The following is an 18,136-nucleotide window of genomic DNA, read 5'->3' on the forward strand; positions in this document are numbered from 1 at the left end:
GATTCAGTAAGAAGGGGAGGAGTCTGTGGATATACCAATGGATGTGAAGGACATGATGTAATTGTTTATTATAATGAATGGGGCAAATGGGAAGATCTAAAGCTCTCTATTAGGGGGCAGCGACAGGTGTGAGTAAGAGACAGGGTCAGGCGGTGGTGCGTGGGGGATCGCCCAGGCGGTGGACGAGGGGGCGAGGCCGTGCCACCACGGGTCCTTCGCGCGGCGGGCCGTCCAGTCGACGAGGTCGTCCATCTGCTCGATCGGTGTCGCCGTCAGGCGCCCGCGCTGCAGCCCGATCATCACCGCGGGCGCCGCCTGCGCGTCGAACGCCTCCGCCAGCGACTCCACAGCCCGCGCCGCGAGCCGCGTCGCCAGCACCCGGTCGAACGGCGAGGGCACCCCGCCCTGCTGCACGTGCCCGAGCACGATCGGTCGGACGTCGAACTCCCCGTTCGACTCCGCCTCGAACAGGTTGGCCAGCACCGGCGTCGTGTAGTCGTCGTCCGCCCCCTCGCTGCGCACGACGAGGAACAGCCGCCCCCCGGCCGCGAATCGTCGCCGCATCGCCTCGACGTCCCCGCGCACCGTGTCGAGGTCGACGCCGTCCTCGGGAAGGTGGACCCGCTCGGCGCCCCCGGCGATCGCGGCCATGAGGGCGAGGTACCCGCACCGGCGCCCCATCACCTCGACGACGAAGCAACGCCGTGCCGCGGTCGCCGACGCCTTGATCTTGTCGATCGAGTCGACGATCGCCTGCAACGCGGTGTCGGCGCCGATCGACAGCTCCGTGGCGGGCAGGTTGTTGTCGATGCTCGCCGGGACGCACACGACGGGGAGCTTCAACGACGGCAACCCCGCTCGGCCGGCACGGATCCGCTGCGCCAGCTCGTACGCGTCGAAGCCCCCGACGAGCAGCAGCCCGTCGATCCCGTGCGCGGTCACCGCCTCGGCGAGCCGCGGCAGGGTCGTCGCGTCGAAGGGGTCCCGCCGGCTGCCCAGCGCGGCCCCCGCGTCGGCCACCCAGCTCTCGACGTCCGCCGGCGTCAGGGGGCGGACGGACCCGTCGGGCAGCCCGCGCAGCCCGCCCTCGACCCCGACGAACGCCAGCCCCTCCGCCGATCCCAGCCGTACCGCCGCCCGTACCGCGGCGTTCATCCCCGGGGCCAGCCCCCCGACGTGCAGCACGGCCACCCGGGGCTGCGTCGCCCGCGCCGGGGTCGGGTGCGGGCTCCGGATCGTCCGCAGGAGCGCGTCGAGCTCGGTGAACGAGCTGCCGCGGGCGGCCATCGCCTCGGCGTACCGACCCTCGTCGACCAACCGGGCGACGTCCCGGTTGCGCCGGACCGCCGGCAGCAGCGGGGAACGGTGCGCCCGGTTGTGTCGGACGCCGATGACCTGCGGCTCGGTCTCGCCGCTGAGGAGGACGTCCACCGCCGTCGCGCCCATCGTCGAGGCCATCGAACGGTCGTAGGCGCTCGGCGTGCCACCGCGCTGCACGTGCCCGAGCGTCGTCGACCGCGCGTCCGCGCCGAGCGACCGCTCGAGCACCTCCCGGACCGACTCCACCGTGATCGGCCGCCCGTCCCGCTCCCGCGCCCCCTCGGCGACGACGACCGTCGAGTCCCGACCGCCGAGCTCGTGTCGCAGTCGCTGGCTCTCCCCGAGCAGTGCGCCCCAGTCCGCTGCGGGCGGGTCCTCGGGGATGAACGCCGCGGCGCTCGCCCCGGCCAGGGCCGACGCCAGCGCGAGGTATCCGCACCGGCGCCCCATCACCTCGACGACGAAGGTCCGCCGGTGGCTCGCCGCGGTCGAGGCGATCGCGTCGAGCGCGTCGACGATCCGGTGCAGTGCCGAGTCCGCGCCGATCGTCATGTCGGTCCCGACCATGTCGTTGTCGATCGAGCCGACGAGCCCGCAGACGACGAGCCGAGGGTGGGCGTCGGCCTGCTCCTGCTCGAGGTCGCCCGAGGCGACGAGCTCGGTGAGCAGCTCCGGCCAGAGCTGGGCGAGCTCGGCCGCGCCCGCCAACGACCCGTCCCCGCCGATGACGACGACCCGGTCAATGCGGTGCTGGACGAGGTGGAAGGCGGCCTGCCGCATCCCCGCGCGCTCCCGGAAGGCCAGGCAGCGGGCGGTGCCCAGGACGGTCCCACCCCGGTGCAGGATGCCGGCGACGTCGTCCCACCCGAGCCGCCGGATCCCGCGGCCGCCGTCGACGGCGCCCTGCCAGCCCTCGAGGATCCCGAAGACGTGCGCCCCGCGTTCGATCCCGGCCCGCACGGCCGCCCGGACCGCCGCGTTCATCCCGGGGGCATCCCCTCCGCTGGTGAGGACGGCGATCCGGGGCGGGTGCGCGGTCATGGGGCCGGTCAACCCCATCGAGATGACCGCGAGGTGGCGAGCGTGCGGCGCCTGCGCACGGCTGGCTGTCGGACCCCGGACGTAGGGTTGGCGCCGACATGGGCAGCCTCTTCGACGACCTCGACACCCCTTGGGATCCCTCCTCGACCCCCGCCGATCCCCACGCGGTGACCGACGCGGGTGTCCCCGTGTGGGCGCTCGGCGACGGCCCGCCGCCGGAGGACCCGGGTCCTGTCGACGAGCCCGGCTGGGTCCCGCCGTCCGCGGACGACCCGTCGGTCACCGACGGTCGTCCGTCGGTGGACGTCGACGCGCTGCTCGCCGGCCTCAACGACCGCCAGCGCGAGGCCGTGCTGCACGAGGGTGGCCCGCTCCTCATCGTCGCCGGTGCCGGCTCGGGCAAGACGAAGGTCCTCACGACGCGCATCGCCCACCTGCTCGCCGCCCGAGGCGTGCAGCCGGGTCAGATCCTCGCGATCACGTTCACGAACAAGGCCGCGGCCGAGATGCGTGAGCGGGTCGAGGCGCTCGTCGGGCCGCGCGCCCGGGCGATGTGGGTGATGACCTTCCACAGCGCCTGCGTGCGCATCCTCCGCCGCGAGGCGTCCAAGGTCGGGATGCGCAGCAGCTTCTCCATCTACGACGCGGCCGACAGCCAGCGGCTCATGGCGCTCGTCCTGCGCGACCTCGACCTCGACCCCAAGCGGTACCCGCCCCGGTCCTTCACCCACCAGGTGAGCAACCTCAAGAACGAGCTCGTCGACGAGGAGACGTACGCCGCGCGTGTCGCCGAGGGCACCCACCAGGAGAAGACGCTCGCCGAGGCGTACACGATGTACCAGCGGCGCCTGCGGCAGGCGAACGCGCTCGACTTCGACGACATCATCATGACGACGGTGAACATCCTGCAGGCGTTCCCGGACGTCGCGGAGCACTACCGGCGTCGGTTCCGGCACGTCCTCGTCGACGAGTACCAGGACACCAACCACGCCCAGTACGTCCTCGTCCGGGAGCTCGTCGGCGGCGCGAGCGGACCGGGCGGGGCGACGACCGAGCCCGACCCGCACGCCGTGCCGCCGAGCGAGCTCGTCGTCGTCGGCGACGCGGACCAGTCGATCTACGCCTTCCGCGGTGCCGACATCCGCAACATCGTCGAGTTCGAGCAGGACTACCCGGACGCGACGACGATCCTCCTCGAGCAGAACTACCGCTCGACCCAGACGATCCTCGAGGCGGCGAACGCCGTCATCGAGCGCAACGAGGGCCGACGGAAGAAGAACCTGTGGTCCGACGCGGGATCGGGGGAGCGCATCGTCGGGTACGTCGGGGACTCCGAGCACGACGAGGCGGCCTTCGTCGCGAAGACGATCGACACCCTCTCCGACGACCACGGGGTCCGCCCTGGCGACGTCGCCGTCTTCTACCGCACGAACGCCCAGTCCCGCGCCCTCGAGGAGGTGTTCGTCCGGGTCGGCCTGCCGTACAAGGTCGTCGGCGGCACGCGGTTCTACGAGCGCCGCGAGATCAAGGACGCGCTCGCCTACCTGCGGGTCATCGCGAACCCCGAGGACACCGTCAATCTCCGGCGCATCCTCAACACCCCCAAGCGTGGCATCGGGGACCGCGCGGAGGCGGCGATCTCCGCGCTCGCCGAGCGGGAGCGGATCTCGTTCGTCGCCGCGCTCGGCCGCCCCGAGGACGCCCCGGGCATCGCGACCCGGTCGGTGACGGCGATCAAGGGCTTCACGTCGCTGCTCGAGGAGCTGGGGCGGATCCGGGACGAGGGCGGCGGGGTCGGCACCCTCCTCGAGGCCACCCTCGACCGCTCCGGGTACGTCGCCGAGCTGCAGCAGAGCCGGGACCCGCAGGACGAGACCCGGCTGGAGAACCTGGCCGAGCTCGTGTCCGTCGCGCGGGAGTTCGACGAGACCCGCGCCGAGACGGGGGAGGTCGCGGGCCTCGACGAGTTCCTCGAGCAGGTCTCGCTCGTCGCCGACGCCGACGAGATCCCCGACGAGGACGCCGACGGTCAGGGCGTCGTGGCGCTGATGACCCTGCACACCGCCAAGGGGCTCGAGTTCCCCGTCGTCTTCCTCACGGGCCTCGAGGACGGGACCTTCCCGCACCTGCGCGCGCTCGGCGACACCAAGGAGCTGGAGGAGGAGCGGCGCCTGGCGTACGTCGGGATCACCCGGGCGCGCGAACGGCTCCACCTGTCCCGGGCGACGGTGCGCTCGGCGTGGGGCGCCCCGCAGTACAACCCGGCCTCGCGCTTCCTCGACGAGATCCCGGCCCACCTCGTCACCTGGGAGCGGCTCGCCGGGGCCAGCCCGATGGCCCGCGGGGACCGCGCCCCGGCCGTGGCGACGCTCGCCCGCCGCCCCGGCGTGCGCAGCCCGGGCACCAGGGAGGTCATCGCGCTCGCCCCGGGCGACCGCGTCACCCACGACACCTTCGGCCTCGGGTCGGTCGTTCGGGTCGAGGGCCAGGGCGACAAGACGGTCGCGCACGTCGACTTCGGCGAGGAGACCGGGACGAAGAGGCTCCTCCTGCGGTACGCACCGCTCGAGAAGCTGTGACGGCGTCGTCAGGCGACCGGGGTCAGAGGATGCCCTTCTGCAGCAGCCAGCCGTAGGGGTCGATGGCCCCCGCGCCGCCGGGGTGGACCTCGACGTGCAGGTGCGCGCCGAACGATCGGCCCGTGTTCCCGACCGCGCCGACGACCTGGCCGGCCTGGACCGTCTGGCCGACCGTGACGTCGATCCGGCTCTGGTGCGCGTAGCGGATCATCGTGCCGTCGGGGTACGTGATGTCGGTGCAGTTGCCGTAGCCGTCCATCCACCCGGCGTACGTCACCCGGCCGCCGCCGGACATCGCGTACAGCGGCGTGCCCTCGGCGGCACCGAAGTCGAGGCCCTCGTGCATCCGGCCCCAGCGGTAGCCGAAGCCGGAGGTGACGGGCGCGCCGAGGACCGGCATGACCCAGCCGCTCTGCGTCGTCGCCGGAGCAGCGGCGTTCGTGCCGGCGTTCCCGGACGTTCCGGCAGGCGCGGGGGTGCCCGCAGTCTTGGACTTGGCCCGTGCGAGGGCGGCGCGCTCCTTCGACCGCGCGGCGCGCACGGCCTCGCGGCCGTGGAACGCCGCGGTCTGGACGGTGCCCTCCTGGCGGCGCTCGCTCAGCGAGGCGCGGTCCGCGGACGACTCGGCGAGCTGGCGCCGCGCGTCGTCGGAGGCCTTCGGCAGGACGGTGGCCGGCTGCGCCCCCATCGCGGCGGCGTTCATCCCGCCCGTCGGGGACCCCGCGGCGGTGGCCGAGGACTGGGCGGCGGTGGCACCGACGGCACAGACGACGAGGGTCGCGGCGGCGGCAGCCGGCATGGCGTTGCCGGAGGCCAGAGCCGCGGGGAGGATCGACGTCTTCTTCGGCGGCCGGTGCCGGCCTCGGTAGGCGCTCACGTCTCAGGGGTCCTCACGGCAGGGGTCGAGGTCGGGAGGACACTAGCGTGACCTATTCGTAATACAAAACCCCGGACCCGTTCCGCCGGTCGGCCCGGGTCGTCAGGGGCGTCACCGACGCGGTCGTGACGTCCCCGTCGGCGTCGAGCATCGCGAGCGTCCCGGCGATGCCCGCGGCGACGTTCGGGAGGTTGGGCAGGGACAGGTGGCCGGCCGAGCGGAGCCGGATGTTCGTCACTGCGAGGTCGTCGTGGACGAGCATCGCGTTGCGCGCCGGGACGACCGCCTCGTCGAGCTCGGACCACCAGCACACGAACCTCGTCCGGCAGCCGGTCGCCGGCCCGGCGAGCTCCTGCATGAGCGGGCTGCCCGGGCGCAGCTGGCGCAGGATCGGGGTTCCCAGCAGGCGGGCGAGCTCGGTGCCGCCGTGCGGCGTGCCGAGCGTGACGAGGGTGTGCACCCGGCTGTCGCCGCCCAGGCGCTGGACGTAGTACCGCGCGATGAGGCCGCCGAGGCTGTGGCCGACGACGTGGATCCGCTCGTAGCCGGTCTGCTCGACGAGCGCATCGACCTCCTGGGCCAGGCGAGCAGCGGCCACCCGCACGTCGCGCGTGAGGATGGAGTAGTTCATCGCGACGACGGTGCCGAACCCGCGCCGCTTGAGCGCCCGGCGCAGGAGCACGAACGTCGAGCGGTTGTCGATGAGCCCGTGCACGAGCAGGATCGGCGTCCCCGCCGCCTCGAGGTCGTGGAGGATGAGGCTGCGCTGCCCGGGGCTCAGGTGCTCGATGCGGTAGCCGTGGCCCTCGTCCACCCCGGGCCCCGCGACGATTCCGAGCGGGTACAGGGCCACCCGGGCCGCCCACGACAGGCTCTCCACGGTCGCCCCGGCGACGCCGGTGGGTGACGCCAGCCGCCGCGCACGGGTGGCGCCGTCCCGCGCCAGCACGCGCAGGCGCCCGTCCCCGCCGGGGTCGGCGGGGGCCGGTCGCTGACGGACGCTGGGGTGGGCCACGGTCACATCATCTCGACGGGCGGACCGCTCGCGCACGCTGCGTCGGTGCAGGGCGCAGACCCGGAGCGACCGTTCGGCGACCGCCGACGTTTCCCTCCCGGCCGCAGGGCTAGGCTCGGATCGACCACCCGACCATCAGTGAGGACGGATTCGAGCTCGTGGATCTCTTCGAGTACCAAGCACGTGACGTGTTCGAGAAGCACGGTGTCCCGGTCCTGGCCGGCGCCGTCGCGACGACGCCCCAGGAGGCCCGCGCGGCCGCCGAGACCATCGGAGCCAGCAGCGGCGGGGTCACCGTCGTCAAGGCCCAGGTGAAGACCGGCGGACGAGGCAAGGCCGGCGGCGTCAAGGTCGCCAAGACCGCGGAGGAGGCCGAGCAGCACGCCGAGCAGATCCTCGGTATGGACATCAAGGGCCACACCGTCCACACGGTGATGATCGCCCAGGGCGCGAAGATCGCCGAGGAGTACTACTTCTCGATCCTCCTCGACCGCGCGAACCGCAGCTACCTCGCCATGTGCTCCAAGGAGGGCGGCATGGAGATCGAGCAGCTCGCGGTCGAGCGCCCCGAGGCCCTCGCGCGCATCGAGGTCGACCCGAACGTCGGCATCGACGACGCGAAGGCGCAGGAGATCGTCGACGCCGCGGGCTTCGACGACGCGGACAAGGCGGCCATCGCCGACGTCCTCAAGAAGCTCTGGGTCGTCTACCGGGACGAGGACGCGACGCTCGTCGAGGTCAACCCGCTCGTCAAGGACGAGGACGGCAAGATCCTCGCGCTCGACGGCAAGGTCACGCTCGACGAGAACGCCGCCTTCCGGCAGCCCTCGCACGCAGAGCTCGAGGACAAGGCCGCGGCCGACCCGCTCGAGGCCAAGGCCAAGGCGATGGACCTCAACTACGTCAAGCTCGACGGCAACGTCGGCATCATCGGCAACGGCGCAGGCCTGGTCATGAGCACGCTCGACGTCGTCGCCTACGCCGGGCAGGACCACACCGGCGGCGTCGCGAAGCCGGCGAACTTCCTCGACATCGGCGGCGGTGCCTCGGCCGAGGTCATGGCCAACGGTCTCGACGTCATCCTCGGTGACGAGCAGGTCAAGTCGGTCTTCGTCAACGTCTTCGGCGGCATCACCGCCTGCGACGCGGTCGCCAACGGCATCGTCGGCGCCCTGAAGACCCTCGGCGACGACGCGACGAAGCCGCTCGTCGTCCGTCTCGACGGCAACAACGTCGAGGAGGGCCGCCGGATCCTCGCGGAGCTCGGCCACCCGCTCGTGACCATCGAGGACACCATGGACGGCGCGGCGAAGAAGGCCGCCGAGCTCGCCGCGGCGAACTGACAAGGACGGACTGACTGACATGGCAATCTTCCTGACCGCAGACTCCAAGGTCATCGTCCAGGGCATGACCGGCTCCGAGGGCATGAAGCACACCACGCGCATGCTCGCCTCGGGCACGAACGTCGTCGGTGGCGTCAACCCGCGCAAGGCCGGGACGACGGTCGACTTCCCGGAGGGCAAGCAGGTCCCCGTCTTCGGGTCCGTCGCCGACGCGATGAAGGAGACGGGCGCCGACGTGTCCGTCGTCTTCGTGCCGCCGGCCTTCGCGAAGTCCGCCGTCATCGAGGCGGTCGACGCGGGCATCGGCCTGTGCGTCGTCATCACCGAGGGCATCGCCGTCAAGGACAGCGCGGAGTTCTACAACTACTCCAAGGACAAGGCGACCCGGATCATCGGGCCGAACTGCCCGGGCATCATCAGCCCCGGCAAGTCGAACGCCGGCATCATCCCGGCCGACATCGCCGGCACCGGCCGCATCGGCCTGGTGTCGAAGTCGGGCACGCTGACGTACCAGATGATGTACGAGCTGCGGGACTTCGGCTTCTCCACGGCCGTCGGCATCGGTGGCGATCCCATCATCGGCACGACGCACATCGACTGCCTCGAGGCGTTCGAGAACGACCCCGAGACGGACGCGATCGTCATGATCGGCGAGATCGGTGGCGACGCCGAGGAGCGCGCCGCGGCGTACATCAAGGAGAACGTGACGAAGCCGGTCGTCGGCTACGTCGCGGGCTTCATGGCGCCGGAGGGCAAGACGATGGGCCACGCCGGCGCCATCGTCACGGGCTCCTCCGGTACCGCGCAGGCCAAGAAGGAGGCCCTCGAGGCCGTCGGCGTCAAGGTCGGCAAGACGCCGTCCGAGACCGCCGCCCTCATGCGCGAGATCATGCAGAACATCCAGCAGTGACCCGGCGCCGGCGCGCGCCGGTGTGATGACGAGGGGCCCCGACCGCTGCGGTCGGGGCCCCTCGTGCGCGTGGTGACCCCTGCCGGCGCGATTCCGTGCTCTCGCCGTGCGAGTCGACTCGTGGTCACCGGATCCGGTGACTGCGACCCGATTCGCGAGGCGCGAGCGGTGAGGGTGGCCACAGCCGGCGCGGGACGTGCGGCGGGCCGGGGTACGGTGGCTCCGTACGAGACACGTACGCGTGCTCCGGGGTCGGTGAAATTCCGAGCCGGCGGTGACAGTCCGCGAGCCCGAGGCTTCGGCCGAGGGTTGAGCTGGTGGAACTCCAGCACCGACGGTGAGAGTCCGGATGGGAGGCAGCACGCGGCGTCGCCGTGCGTCCGGGCGCTGTCCGGGCGTCCGACGACGCCGTCCGTCGGTGAACCCGGCGGCCTCCTCGCGCGACCCCGTGGCACGACCTTCGACCGGTCGAGCGACACGAGAGGCGGCGCGGGATGAGCCCCAGCGGGATGACCCCCACCGAGCGCACTGCGCTGCGCGAGGCCGTCGACCTCGCTCGCCGCGGCACCGGCACGACCTCCCCGAACCCGGTCGTCGGCTGCGTCGTCCTCGATGCCAGCGGTGCGGTCGTCGGCCGCGGCTGGCACGAGCGGGCGGGTGGCCCTCACGCGGAGGTCGCTGCCCTCGCCGACGCGGGGGATGCCGCGCGGGGCGCGACGGCGGTCGTCACCCTCGAGCCGTGCCGCCACACCGGGCGCACCGGTCCGTGCGTCGATGCGCTCCGCGAGGCCGGGATCACCCGGGTCGTCGTCGCCGTGCCCGACCCGACGGCGCAGGCCGGTGGGGGAGCGGACGTGCTGCGCGCCGCCGGCGTCGACGTCGAGGTGCTCGCCGCCGACGACCCCGACCGGGGCGCCGCGGAACGGGCCAACCGGGCCTGGCTCACGTGGGCCCGCCGCGGCCGGCCGGTCGTCACGTGGAAGGTCGGCCAGACCCTCGACGGACGGACCGCCGCCGCTGACGGCACGAGCCGCTGGATCACCTCGGCCGAGTCCCGGCACGAGGTCCACGCCCTGCGCGCGGCGGTCGACGCCGTCCTCGTCGGCGGGGGCACCCCCGCCGCCGACGACCCGCATCTCGCCATCCGCGACGCCACCGGCGGGATCGACCGCATCGCCGCCCAGCCGCTGCGCGTCGTCGTCGACACCCGCGCCGAGATCCCCCTCACCGCCCGCGTGCTCGACGACGCCGCCCCCACCCTCGTCGTCGCCGCTCGCGGCAGCCGCACCGCCCGGCTCACCGACGCGGGGATCGACGTCCTCGAGGTCCCCGTCGCCGCCGACGGGCTCGACCTCGACGCGCTCGTCACCGGCCTGGGGGAGCGGGGCGTCCGCCACGTGCTCCTCGAGGGCGGCGCCACCCTCGCCGGGTCGATGGTTGCGCGTGGCCTCGTCGACGAGGTCGTCGCGTACGTCGCCCCGACCCTCCTCGGCGCCGGCCCCGCCTCCCTCGTCGAGACCGGCGTGGGCACCCTCGGCGACGCCGTCCAACTCGCCGTCACCGACGTGAGCAGGTGCGGCCCCGACGTGCGCATCACCGCCGACGTCGTCGCCCCCGAGACCGCCGACCAGCCCAGCACGACCCAGGAGTGAGCCCGTGTTCACCGGCATCATCGAAGAGCTCGGCGAGGTCGTCGCCGTCGAGGACCTCGGCGACGCGACCCGCCTCACCGTCCGCGGGGAGCGGGTCACCGCCGACGCCACCCACGGCGACTCGATCGCCGTCAACGGGGTCTGTCTCACGGTGACCGACCCCGGTGCCGCCGCGGCGCGGGCGGGGACGTTCACCGCCGACGTCATGGCGGAGACGCTGCGCCGCTCGAGCCTGGGTGCCCTCGCGCCGGGATCGCGCGTCAACCTCGAGCGGCCCATGGCCCTGGGCGGACGGCTCGACGGGCACCTCGTCCAGGGGCACGTCGACGGCACGGGAACGGTCCTGGCCCGCACCCCGTCCCCGCACTGGGAGGTCGTGCGGATCTCCCTTCCGGCCGACCTGGCGCGGTATGTCGTCGAGAAGGGCTCGATCACCGTCGACGGCACGAGCCTGACCGTGTCGGCGCTCGCGGCCGGCGACGAGCCCGCCCCGTGGTTCGAGGTGAGCCTCATCCCGACGACCCTCGAGCTGACGACCCTCGGACGGGCGCCGGTCGGGGCCGTCGTCAACCTCGAGGTCGACGTCGTCGCCAAGTACGTCGAGCGCCTCGTGCGCACCGCCCCGAAGGAGGACGCGTGACCGCCGACGGGATCGTCCTCGACCGCATCGAGGACGCGATCGCCGACATCGCCGCGGGCCGGGCCGTCATCGTCGTCGACGACGAGGACCGCGAGAACGAGGGCGACCTCGTCTTCGCCGCCGACGCTGCGACGCCCGAGCTCATGGCCTTCGCCCTGCGCGACGCCCGGGGCCTCATCTGCGTGCCGATGACCGGACCCGACCTCGACCGGCTCGGTCTGCCGCCGATGACGGCCGTGAACGAGGACGCGAAGGGCACCGCGTTCACGGTCTCCGTCGACGCCCGCGAGGGCATCAGCACCGGCATCAGCGCCGCCGACCGTGCCATCACCGCGCGGCTGCTCACCGACCCGGGGACGACCGCGGCCGACCTCGCCCGGCCCGGGCACGTCTTTCCCCTGCGCGCGCGCAGCGGTGGCGTCCTCGTCCGCGCCGGGCACACCGAGGCCGCGGTCGACCTCGCGCGCCTCGCCGGGCGCCACCCCAGCGGCGTCATCTGCGAGATCGTCGATGACGACGGGACGATGGCCCGCCTGCCCCGGCTGGCGCAGCTGGCCCGGCAGTGGGGCGTCCGGCTCGTGAGCATCGAGGACCTCATCGCGTACCGGTCGCGCACCGAGCAGCTGCTCGAGCGGGTGACGACGACCGCACTGCCGACCGACCACGGCACCTTCCTCGCGCACGGGTACCGCACACAGGTCGAGGGTCTGGCGCAGGAGCAGGTCGTGCTCGTCCACGGTGACCTCGCCGCGGCCGACGCCCCGCTCGTGCGGGTCCACTCCGAGTGCCTCACGGGGGACGTCTTCGCGTCCCGTCGCTGCGACTGCGGACCCCAGCTCGATGCCTCGCTCGAGGCCGTCGCGGCGAGCGAGGCCGGTGCGGTGGTCTACGTCCGCGGCCACGAGGGGCGGGGCATCGGGCTCGTCGAGAAGCTGCGTGCCTACGCCCTGCAGGACCTCGGCGAGGACACGGTCGACGCGAACCGCACCCTCGGTCTGCCGGACGACGCGCGGGACTACACCGTCGCCGCCCACGCCCTCCGGGACCTCGGTGTGACGCGGGTGCGCCTGCTGACGAACAACCCCGCGAAGGTCACGGCGATGACGGACCTGGGGATCGAGGTCGCCGAGCGGGTGCCGGTGCCGAGCCGGGTCACCGACGACAACCTGCGCTACCTGACGACGAAGCGCGACCGCATGGGCCACGACCTCCCGTGGCTCACCGACCCGAAGGAGACCGACTGATGGCTGGGCACGGAGCGCCGACGATGACCGTGCGAGACGCGGGCGACCTGCGGGTGGCGATCGTCGCCTCGCTGTGGCACGACCAGGTCATGGACGGCCTCGTCGCGGGCGCCCGGGCCGCGCTCGGCGAGGCCGGGGTGGAAGAGCCGACGCTCGTGCGGGTCGCCGGGTCGTTCGAGCTGCCGGTCGTCGCGGCCGCGCTCGCCCGCACGCACGACGCGGTCGTCGCGCTCGGGGTCGTCATCCGCGGCGGTACCCCGCACTTCGACTACGTGTGCGGCGCGACGACGGACGGCCTGGCGCGGGTCGCCCTCGACACGGGGGTGCCCGTGGGCTTCGGCCTCCTCACGTGCGACACCGACGAGCAGGCGATTGACCGCGCCGGGCTCGAGGGGTCGCGCGAGGACAAGGGCCGCGAGGCGGCCGAGGCGGCGCTGTCGACAGCGCTCACCCTGCGCGAGCTCCGCTGACCCGTCACGGCCCCCGCCGTCCGACGCATCCGGTCCCGCCCGGCGTTGCGCCGACGATCGGCGGGGCCGCGGGGCGAGGATGCACGGGATGAGCGTCGTCGACCTGATCCGGTCCGCGTCGGGAAGAGCGGTCTCGGCCCCCGACGTCGGGTGGCGACCCCTCCTGCGGAGCGCCGGCTGGGGCGCCGGGACGGCGCTCGCCGGGCTGCTGCCGGTCGTCCTCCTCATCGGCTTCGCCGTCGCCGGGGCGCCGCGCGCGGACCTGGGCTTCGGCGACGGCACGTCGGTCGGTGCGGCGCTGTGGCTGCTGCTCGGCGGCGCGCGCCTCGCGGTCGACGACGCGACGATCGCGGTGACCCCGCTGCTCGGGTTCGCCCTGCTCGTCGCCATCGCGTGGGAGGGCGCCCGGCGGGCGGTGACCCCCGGCGAGGGGCTGTGGTGTCGCGCCCTCGCGTGGTGGGGTGGCTACGCGGTCGTCGGGATCGTCGCGGCCGTCGCCGCGACCGGCCCGCTGCGGGCGGTGATCCCCTCGCTGTGGTTGCCCTTGCTCCTCGTGCCCGGCCTCGGCCTGCTCGCCGCCCTCGCCCCCACCGAGGCGCTCGATGCCGTCCGTGCCCGGGCGCCCAGGAGCGTCCGGCTCGCGCTGCCCCGCGCGCTCGAGGGGGCCGGAGCGCTGCTCGGCGTCGGATCGCTCCTCGTCGTGCTCGCCCTCGCCCTGCACGCCGGCGAGGCCGCCCGGCTCCAGCACGCGCTCGGGGCCGACGGCGTCGGCACGACCGTCCTCCTGCTGGCCCAGGTGCTGCTCCTGCCGAACCTCGGCACGTGGGCGCTGTCGTTCGCGGCGGGGCCCGGGTACACGGTGAGCGAGCAGGCGGCGACGTCGTGGTCGGTGTCGGAACCGTCGGTCCTGCCGGTCGTCCCGATCCTCGCCGCACACCCCGAGCCGGGACCCATGCCGTGGTTCACCCCGCTGCTCGCGCTGCTGCCGGTGCTCGTCGGGGCGTTCGTCGCCCACCGCACGCTGCGGTCGATGAGCCGGCTGGCCTCGAGCGGGACCAAGGCCGTGGCTATCGGGGTCGCGATCCTGCTCGCGGCCGTCCTCGTCGGACTGCTCGACGCCCTGGCTGGCGGGTCCTTCGGGGCCGCCCGGCTGTCGTCGGTCGGGGCGCCCGCCGGTCTGCTGACGCTCGCGCTCGCGGGCGAGATGCTGCTGGGGGCGGTCGTCGTCCTCGTCCGGGACGTCCGGCGGCTGCGATGACCACGCGCACCTCGCCGCTGCGGATCGTCGTCCTCGTGTCCGGGTCGGGGACCCTCCTCCAGGCGGTCCTTGACGAGTGGACCGGCCAGGACGCGCCCGTACGCGTCGTCGCCGTCGGCGCCGACCGGGACGGCATCGAGGGCCTGGCCCGGGCCGAGCGCGCCGGGGTGGAGACCTTTGTCGTCGCCCCCCGCGACCACGTCGACCGGTCCGCGTGGGACGAGGCGCTCGCCGAGCAGCTCGCCGCCCACGCCCCTGACCTCGTCGTCTCGGCCGGGTTCATGCGCATCCTCGGCCCCGCCGTGCTCGCCGGGGCGCCGGTGATCAACACCCACCCCGCGCTGCTGCCGAGCTTCCCGGGCGCCCACGGGGTCCGCGACGCGCTCGCCCACGGCGTGCGGGTGACGGGGACGACGTGTCACCTCGTCGACGACCGGGTCGACACCGGGCCGATCATCGACCAGCAGGCCTGCCGGGTCGAGCCCGAGGACACCGAGGACACCCTCCACGAACGCATCAAGGTGCTCGAGCGCCGGATGCTCGTCGACGTCCTCGCGGGGCTCGCCGCGGGCACGATCGCCCTGCCGGCCCGCGGGTAGGATCCTGCGCGATGAGCACCCCCACGCCCGGCCACCCGTCCGCCCCCGGCCCGTCTCAGGACGTCCGCCCCGTCCGCCGGGCCCTCGTCTCGGTCTACGACAAGACCGGGCTCGACGAGCTCGTCCGGGGCCTGCACGAGGCAGGTGTCGAGCTCGTCTCCACCGGTGGGTCCGCCGCGCGGATCGACTCCCTCGGCATCCCGGTCACCCGGGTCGAGGAGCTGACGGGCTTCCCCGAGTGCCTCGAGGGCCGGGTCAAGACCCTGCACCCGAAGGTCCACGCGGGCCTGCTCGCCGACACCCGAAAGGCCGACCACGTCGCCCAGCTCGACGAGCTCGGGGTGGCGGCGTTCGAGCTCGTCGTCGTCAACCTCTACCCCTTCCGCGAGACGGTCGCCTCCGGCGCCACGCCGGACGAGTGCGTCGAGCAGATCGACATCGGCGGGCCGTCCATGGTCCGCGCCGCGGCGAAGAACCACCCGAGCGTCGCCGTGCTCACCAGCCCTGACCAGTACGCCGACGCGCTCGCCGCGATCGGCTCCGGCGGGTTCACCCTCGAGGCCCGCACGCGCCTCGCCGCGCACGCGTTCGCGCACACCGCGGCCTACGACGTCGCGGTCGCCTCGTGGATGGCGGACGGCTACGCGGACACGAGCGAGGGCACCGGGTTCCCGGCGTTCACCGGTCTGGCCCTCGAGCGGGAGCAGGTCCTGCGCTACGGCGAGAACCCGCACCAGCGGGCGGCGCTCTACCGCGACGGTGGTGCCGGGATCGCCACCGCCGAGCTCCTCCACGGCAAGCCGATGTCGTACAACAACTACGTCGACGCCGATGCCGCTCTCCGCGCCGCCGGGGACCACGGGGACGCCCCGACGTGCGCGATCATCAAGCACGCGAACCCGTGCGGCATCGCCGTCGGGTCCGACGTCGCCGACGCCCACCGCAAGGCCCACGCGTGCGACCCGCTGAGCGCCTTCGGCGGCGTCATCGCCGTCAACCGCCCGGTCACCGCCGCGATGGCGCAGACCGTCGCCGACATCTTCACCGAGGTCGTCGTCGCCCCCGGTTTCGACGACGACGCGCTCGAGATCCTGTCCCGGAAGAAGAACATCCGGCTGCTGCGGGTCGACGCCGACGCGATGGCCGCCGACCGGCGAGCGGTCGAGCTGCGCCCGGTGTCCGGCGGCGTCCTGGTCCAGGACGTCGACCGGATCGACGCCCACCTCGAGCCGACCGCCGACGACACGCCGACCCAGGGCCACGGGGACGACCCCGCGGACTGGACGCTCGTCACCGGTGAGTCTGCCGACGAGGCGACCCTTGCCGATCTCGCCTTCGCCTGGCGCGCGGTGCGCGCGACCAAGTCGAACGCGATCCTCCTTGCGAAGGACCGTGCGTCCGTCGGCATCGGGATGGGCCAGGTCAACCGGGTCGACTCGTGCCACCTCGCGGTGAACCGGGCGGGGGAGGAGCGGGCCCGAGGGGCGGTCGCGGCCTCCGACGCCTTCTTCCCCTTCGCCGACGGGCTGCAGGTCCTGCTCGACGCCGGGGTGGGCGCCGTCGTCGCGCCGGGCGGGTCGATGCGGGACGCGGAGGTCGTCGAGGCCGCGCGGGCCGCTGGCGTGACCATGTACTTCACCGGGACGCGCCACTTTGCCCACTGAGGCCACTGAGGTATCGGGCCCCCCCGAGCTCGAGGTCCAGCACGGCCCGGCACTCGTCGGCGCGGTGCTCGGCGGGGTGCTCACCTCGGCCCAGGGTCGGATGAACGGCGAGCTGTCGCGGGCGATGGGGCAGCCCATCGAGGCGGCGCTGTGGTCGTTCGGGTCGGGTCTGGCGGTGCTCACCTGCCTGCTCGCCTTCCCGCGCGTCCGCGCCGGTCTGGGGCGCGTACGCGCAGGCGTCCGGGACGGTCGGCTCCGGTGGTTCCAGTGCATCGGTGGCCTCGCCGGCGGGCTGTTCGTCGCGTGCCAGACCTTCGCCGTGCCGCTCGTCGGTGTCGCGCTCTTCACCGTCGCGTCGATCGCCGGCCAGACCGGCAACGCGCTCGCGGTCGACCGCCTCGGCATCGGCCCGGGCGGTCGGAAGCCGGTCCACCTCGACCGGGTCGGGGCCGCGCTGCTCGCGATCGTCGGCGTCGCCGTGGCCGTGTCGGGCCGACTGGGCGGGGCGGAGTTCTCCCTGCTGCCGATCGTCCTCGCGGTCCTCGTCGGCGGCGGGGTCGCGATCCAGCAGGGGACCAACGCCCGGGTCAACATCGAGAGCCGGCACGTCCTGTCGACGACCTTCCTCAACTTCCTCACCGGGACGACGCTGCTCGTGGTCATCGCCCTCGGGGAGCTCGCGGCGGGGACCTTCCACCCCGTAGCGCTTCCTGCCGCGCCGTGGTGGGCGTGGTTCGGCGGGGTCGCGGGGATCGGGTTCATCGCGATCTCCGCGTGGGGCGTGCGGCACCTCGGGGTCCTCGTCTTCGGCCTCGCGCTGCTCACGGGTCAGCTCGGTTCGGCGCTCGCGCTCGACCTGCTCGACCCACGCACCCGCGATGCCGTCGGACCGGCGATGTGGCTCGGGGTCGCGATCACCTTCGTCGCGGCGGCCCTCGCCGGGTGGGCCGCCCGCGCCCGCCGGATCTCCGCAACCTGATCTCAGCAGCCGGCGGCCTGAGTCTCAGAGGTCGCGGGCGTAGCAGCGGCTGAGCGGCGCGTCCCGGTAGTGCCCGAAGCCGGGGATCGGGGTGTAGCCCGACGAGGTGTACAGGGCGATCGCCTCCGGCTGGGCCGTGCCGGTCTCGAGGACGACCCGGGTGAAGCCGAGCTCCCTCGCTCGCTCCTCGAGCGCCGCGAGGAGGGCGCGACCGGCACCGGTGCGGCGGACCTCGGGCCGGGTGAACATCCGCTTGAGCTCGGCGACCCGGGTGTGCCCGGCCATGACGTCGCCGTCGATCCCGCCCGGCACGTCGGTGGCGTCGAGCAGTCGCAGCGCGACGCAGCCGACGTCCCGGCCGTCGTCGACGAGGACGAGGAAGGCGCCGTCCGGGGCGTCGAACTGTCGAGGGTCGATCGGGGTCCCGTCGCCGGAACCGCCGTACCGCTGCGACAGGTCGGCCATGAGCTCCTCGACGAGCGCGGTGGCGCGCGGGTGGTCGTAGGCGACGATGTCGACGGTCCGGGTCGGGGCAGCGGTCACCG

At 73.6% G+C, this 18,136-nt stretch carries 15 protein-coding genes and 1 riboswitch; of the genes, 11 read left to right on the top strand and 4 right to left on the bottom strand.

The window, feature by feature from the left end:
* Nucleotides 1-96: 96 nt before the first annotated feature.
* On the bottom strand, nucleotides 97-2,361 hold the full coding sequence (locus tag DAA34_RS05800) for a 6-phosphofructokinase (protein WP_106818004.1): 2,265 nt from the start codon (nucleotides 2,359-2,361) through the stop codon (nucleotides 97-99).
* 98 nt (nucleotides 2,362-2,459) lie between these two features.
* Here DAA34_RS05800 and pcrA point away from each other — a divergent pair, with 98 nt between their 5' ends.
* Nucleotides 2,460-4,940: a DNA helicase PcrA gene (gene pcrA / locus DAA34_RS05805; protein WP_106818005.1), complete on the top strand. Its 2,481-nt coding sequence runs from the start codon at nucleotides 2,460-2,462 to the stop codon at nucleotides 4,938-4,940.
* Between the two features lie 22 nt (nucleotides 4,941-4,962).
* On the opposite strand, the gene DAA34_RS05810 is transcribed toward pcrA, so the two are convergent.
* Both DAA34_RS05810 and DAA34_RS05815 read right to left on the bottom strand, forming a co-directional pair.
* On the bottom strand, nucleotides 4,963-5,817 hold the full coding sequence (locus tag DAA34_RS05810; RefSeq protein WP_106818006.1) for a M23 family metallopeptidase: 855 nt from the start codon (nucleotides 5,815-5,817) through the stop codon (nucleotides 4,963-4,965).
* A 52-nt stretch (nucleotides 5,818-5,869) separates the two neighbouring features.
* On the bottom strand, nucleotides 5,870-6,832 hold the full coding sequence (locus DAA34_RS05815; protein ID WP_234354129.1) for an esterase/lipase family protein: 963 nt from the start codon (nucleotides 6,830-6,832) through the stop codon (nucleotides 5,870-5,872).
* Between the two features lie 158 nt (nucleotides 6,833-6,990).
* Between DAA34_RS05815 and sucC the strand changes: the two genes are divergently transcribed.
* The 10 genes from sucC (at nucleotide 6,991) to DAA34_RS05865 (ending at nucleotide 17,591) form a co-directional block, all read left to right on the top strand.
* A complete protein-coding gene (gene sucC / locus DAA34_RS05820) occupies nucleotides 6,991-8,175 on the top strand; it encodes an ADP-forming succinate--CoA ligase subunit beta (protein WP_106818007.1) in 1,185 nt (394 codons plus the stop codon).
* A 19-nt stretch (nucleotides 8,176-8,194) separates the two neighbouring features.
* The gene (gene sucD, locus DAA34_RS05825) at nucleotides 8,195-9,085 is read left to right on the top strand and encodes a succinate--CoA ligase subunit alpha (RefSeq protein WP_106818008.1); all 891 of its coding nucleotides are present in this window, start codon (nucleotides 8,195-8,197) and stop codon (nucleotides 9,083-9,085) included.
* Between the two features lie 237 nt (nucleotides 9,086-9,322).
* Nucleotides 9,323-9,452: riboswitch (FMN riboswitch) on the top strand.
* Nucleotides 9,453-9,579: 127 nt separating this feature from the next.
* Nucleotides 9,580-10,737, top strand: coding sequence for a bifunctional diaminohydroxyphosphoribosylaminopyrimidine deaminase/5-amino-6-(5-phosphoribosylamino)uracil reductase RibD (gene ribD / locus DAA34_RS05830; protein ID WP_199847428.1), 1,158 nt, complete (start codon nucleotides 9,580-9,582; stop codon nucleotides 10,735-10,737).
* A 4-nt stretch (nucleotides 10,738-10,741) separates the two neighbouring features.
* Nucleotides 10,742-11,377 carry a riboflavin synthase gene (locus tag DAA34_RS05835; protein WP_106818010.1) on the top strand — a complete coding sequence of 212 codons (636 nt, stop codon included), beginning with the start codon at nucleotides 10,742-10,744 and terminating at the stop codon, nucleotides 11,375-11,377.
* Nucleotides 11,374-12,621 (top strand): bifunctional 3,4-dihydroxy-2-butanone-4-phosphate synthase/GTP cyclohydrolase II, encoded by a 1,248-nt coding sequence (locus tag DAA34_RS05840; protein ID WP_106818011.1) that lies wholly within the window; start codon nucleotides 11,374-11,376, stop codon nucleotides 12,619-12,621. The genes DAA34_RS05835 and DAA34_RS05840 overlap by 4 nt, the downstream gene beginning before the upstream one ends.
* Complete coding sequence (gene ribH / locus DAA34_RS05845) at nucleotides 12,621-13,091, top strand: 6,7-dimethyl-8-ribityllumazine synthase (RefSeq protein WP_106818012.1); 471 nt, start codon at nucleotides 12,621-12,623, stop codon at nucleotides 13,089-13,091. Before DAA34_RS05840 ends, ribH begins: the two co-directional genes overlap by 1 nt.
* Nucleotides 13,092-13,179: 88 nt before the next feature.
* The gene (locus DAA34_RS05850) at nucleotides 13,180-14,349 is read left to right on the top strand and encodes a cell division protein PerM (protein WP_106818013.1); all 1,170 of its coding nucleotides are present in this window, start codon (nucleotides 13,180-13,182) and stop codon (nucleotides 14,347-14,349) included.
* Nucleotides 14,346-14,948: a phosphoribosylglycinamide formyltransferase gene (purN, locus tag DAA34_RS05855; RefSeq protein ID WP_106818014.1), complete on the top strand. Its 603-nt coding sequence runs from the start codon at nucleotides 14,346-14,348 to the stop codon at nucleotides 14,946-14,948. Before DAA34_RS05850 ends, purN begins: the two co-directional genes overlap by 4 nt.
* A gap of 11 nt (nucleotides 14,949-14,959) precedes the next feature.
* On the top strand, nucleotides 14,960-16,612 hold the full coding sequence (purH, locus tag DAA34_RS05860; RefSeq protein WP_106818015.1) for a bifunctional phosphoribosylaminoimidazolecarboxamide formyltransferase/IMP cyclohydrolase: 1,653 nt from the start codon (nucleotides 14,960-14,962) through the stop codon (nucleotides 16,610-16,612).
* Nucleotides 16,602-17,591, top strand: coding sequence for a DMT family transporter (locus DAA34_RS05865; RefSeq protein WP_106818016.1), 990 nt, complete (start codon nucleotides 16,602-16,604; stop codon nucleotides 17,589-17,591). The genes purH and DAA34_RS05865 overlap by 11 nt, the downstream gene beginning before the upstream one ends.
* A gap of 24 nt (nucleotides 17,592-17,615) precedes the next feature.
* On the opposite strand, the gene DAA34_RS05870 is transcribed toward DAA34_RS05865, so the two are convergent.
* The gene (locus tag DAA34_RS05870; protein WP_234354130.1) at nucleotides 17,616-18,134 is read right to left on the bottom strand and encodes a GNAT family N-acetyltransferase; all 519 of its coding nucleotides are present in this window, start codon (nucleotides 18,132-18,134) and stop codon (nucleotides 17,616-17,618) included.
* Nucleotides 18,135-18,136 lie beyond the last annotated feature (2 nt).

The sequence above is a fragment of the Janibacter massiliensis genome (assembly GCF_900289115.1).
Lineage (GTDB): Bacteria > Actinomycetota > Actinomycetes > Actinomycetales > Dermatophilaceae > Janibacter_A > Janibacter_A massiliensis.

Bases quoted from the DNA above. Each gene is read 5' to 3' on its own strand.
- DAA34_RS05800 (WP_106818004.1), bottom strand. From the start codon at position 2,361: ATGACCGCGCACCCGCCCCGGATCGCCGTCCTCACCAGCGGAGGGGAT.
- pcrA (WP_106818005.1), top strand. From the start codon at position 2,460: ATGGGCAGCCTCTTCGACGACCTCGACACCCCTTGGGATCCCTCCTCG.
- sucD (WP_106818008.1), top strand. From the start codon at position 8,195: ATGGCAATCTTCCTGACCGCAGACTCCAAGGTCATCGTCCAGGGCATG.
- ribD (WP_199847428.1), top strand. From the start codon at position 9,580: ATGAGCCCCAGCGGGATGACCCCCACCGAGCGCACTGCGCTGCGCGAG.
- ribH (WP_106818012.1), top strand. From the start codon at position 12,621: ATGGCTGGGCACGGAGCGCCGACGATGACCGTGCGAGACGCGGGCGAC.
- DAA34_RS05850 (WP_106818013.1), top strand. From the start codon at position 13,180: ATGAGCGTCGTCGACCTGATCCGGTCCGCGTCGGGAAGAGCGGTCTCG.
- purN (WP_106818014.1), top strand. From the start codon at position 14,346: ATGACCACGCGCACCTCGCCGCTGCGGATCGTCGTCCTCGTGTCCGGG.
- purH (WP_106818015.1), top strand. From the start codon at position 14,960: ATGAGCACCCCCACGCCCGGCCACCCGTCCGCCCCCGGCCCGTCTCAG.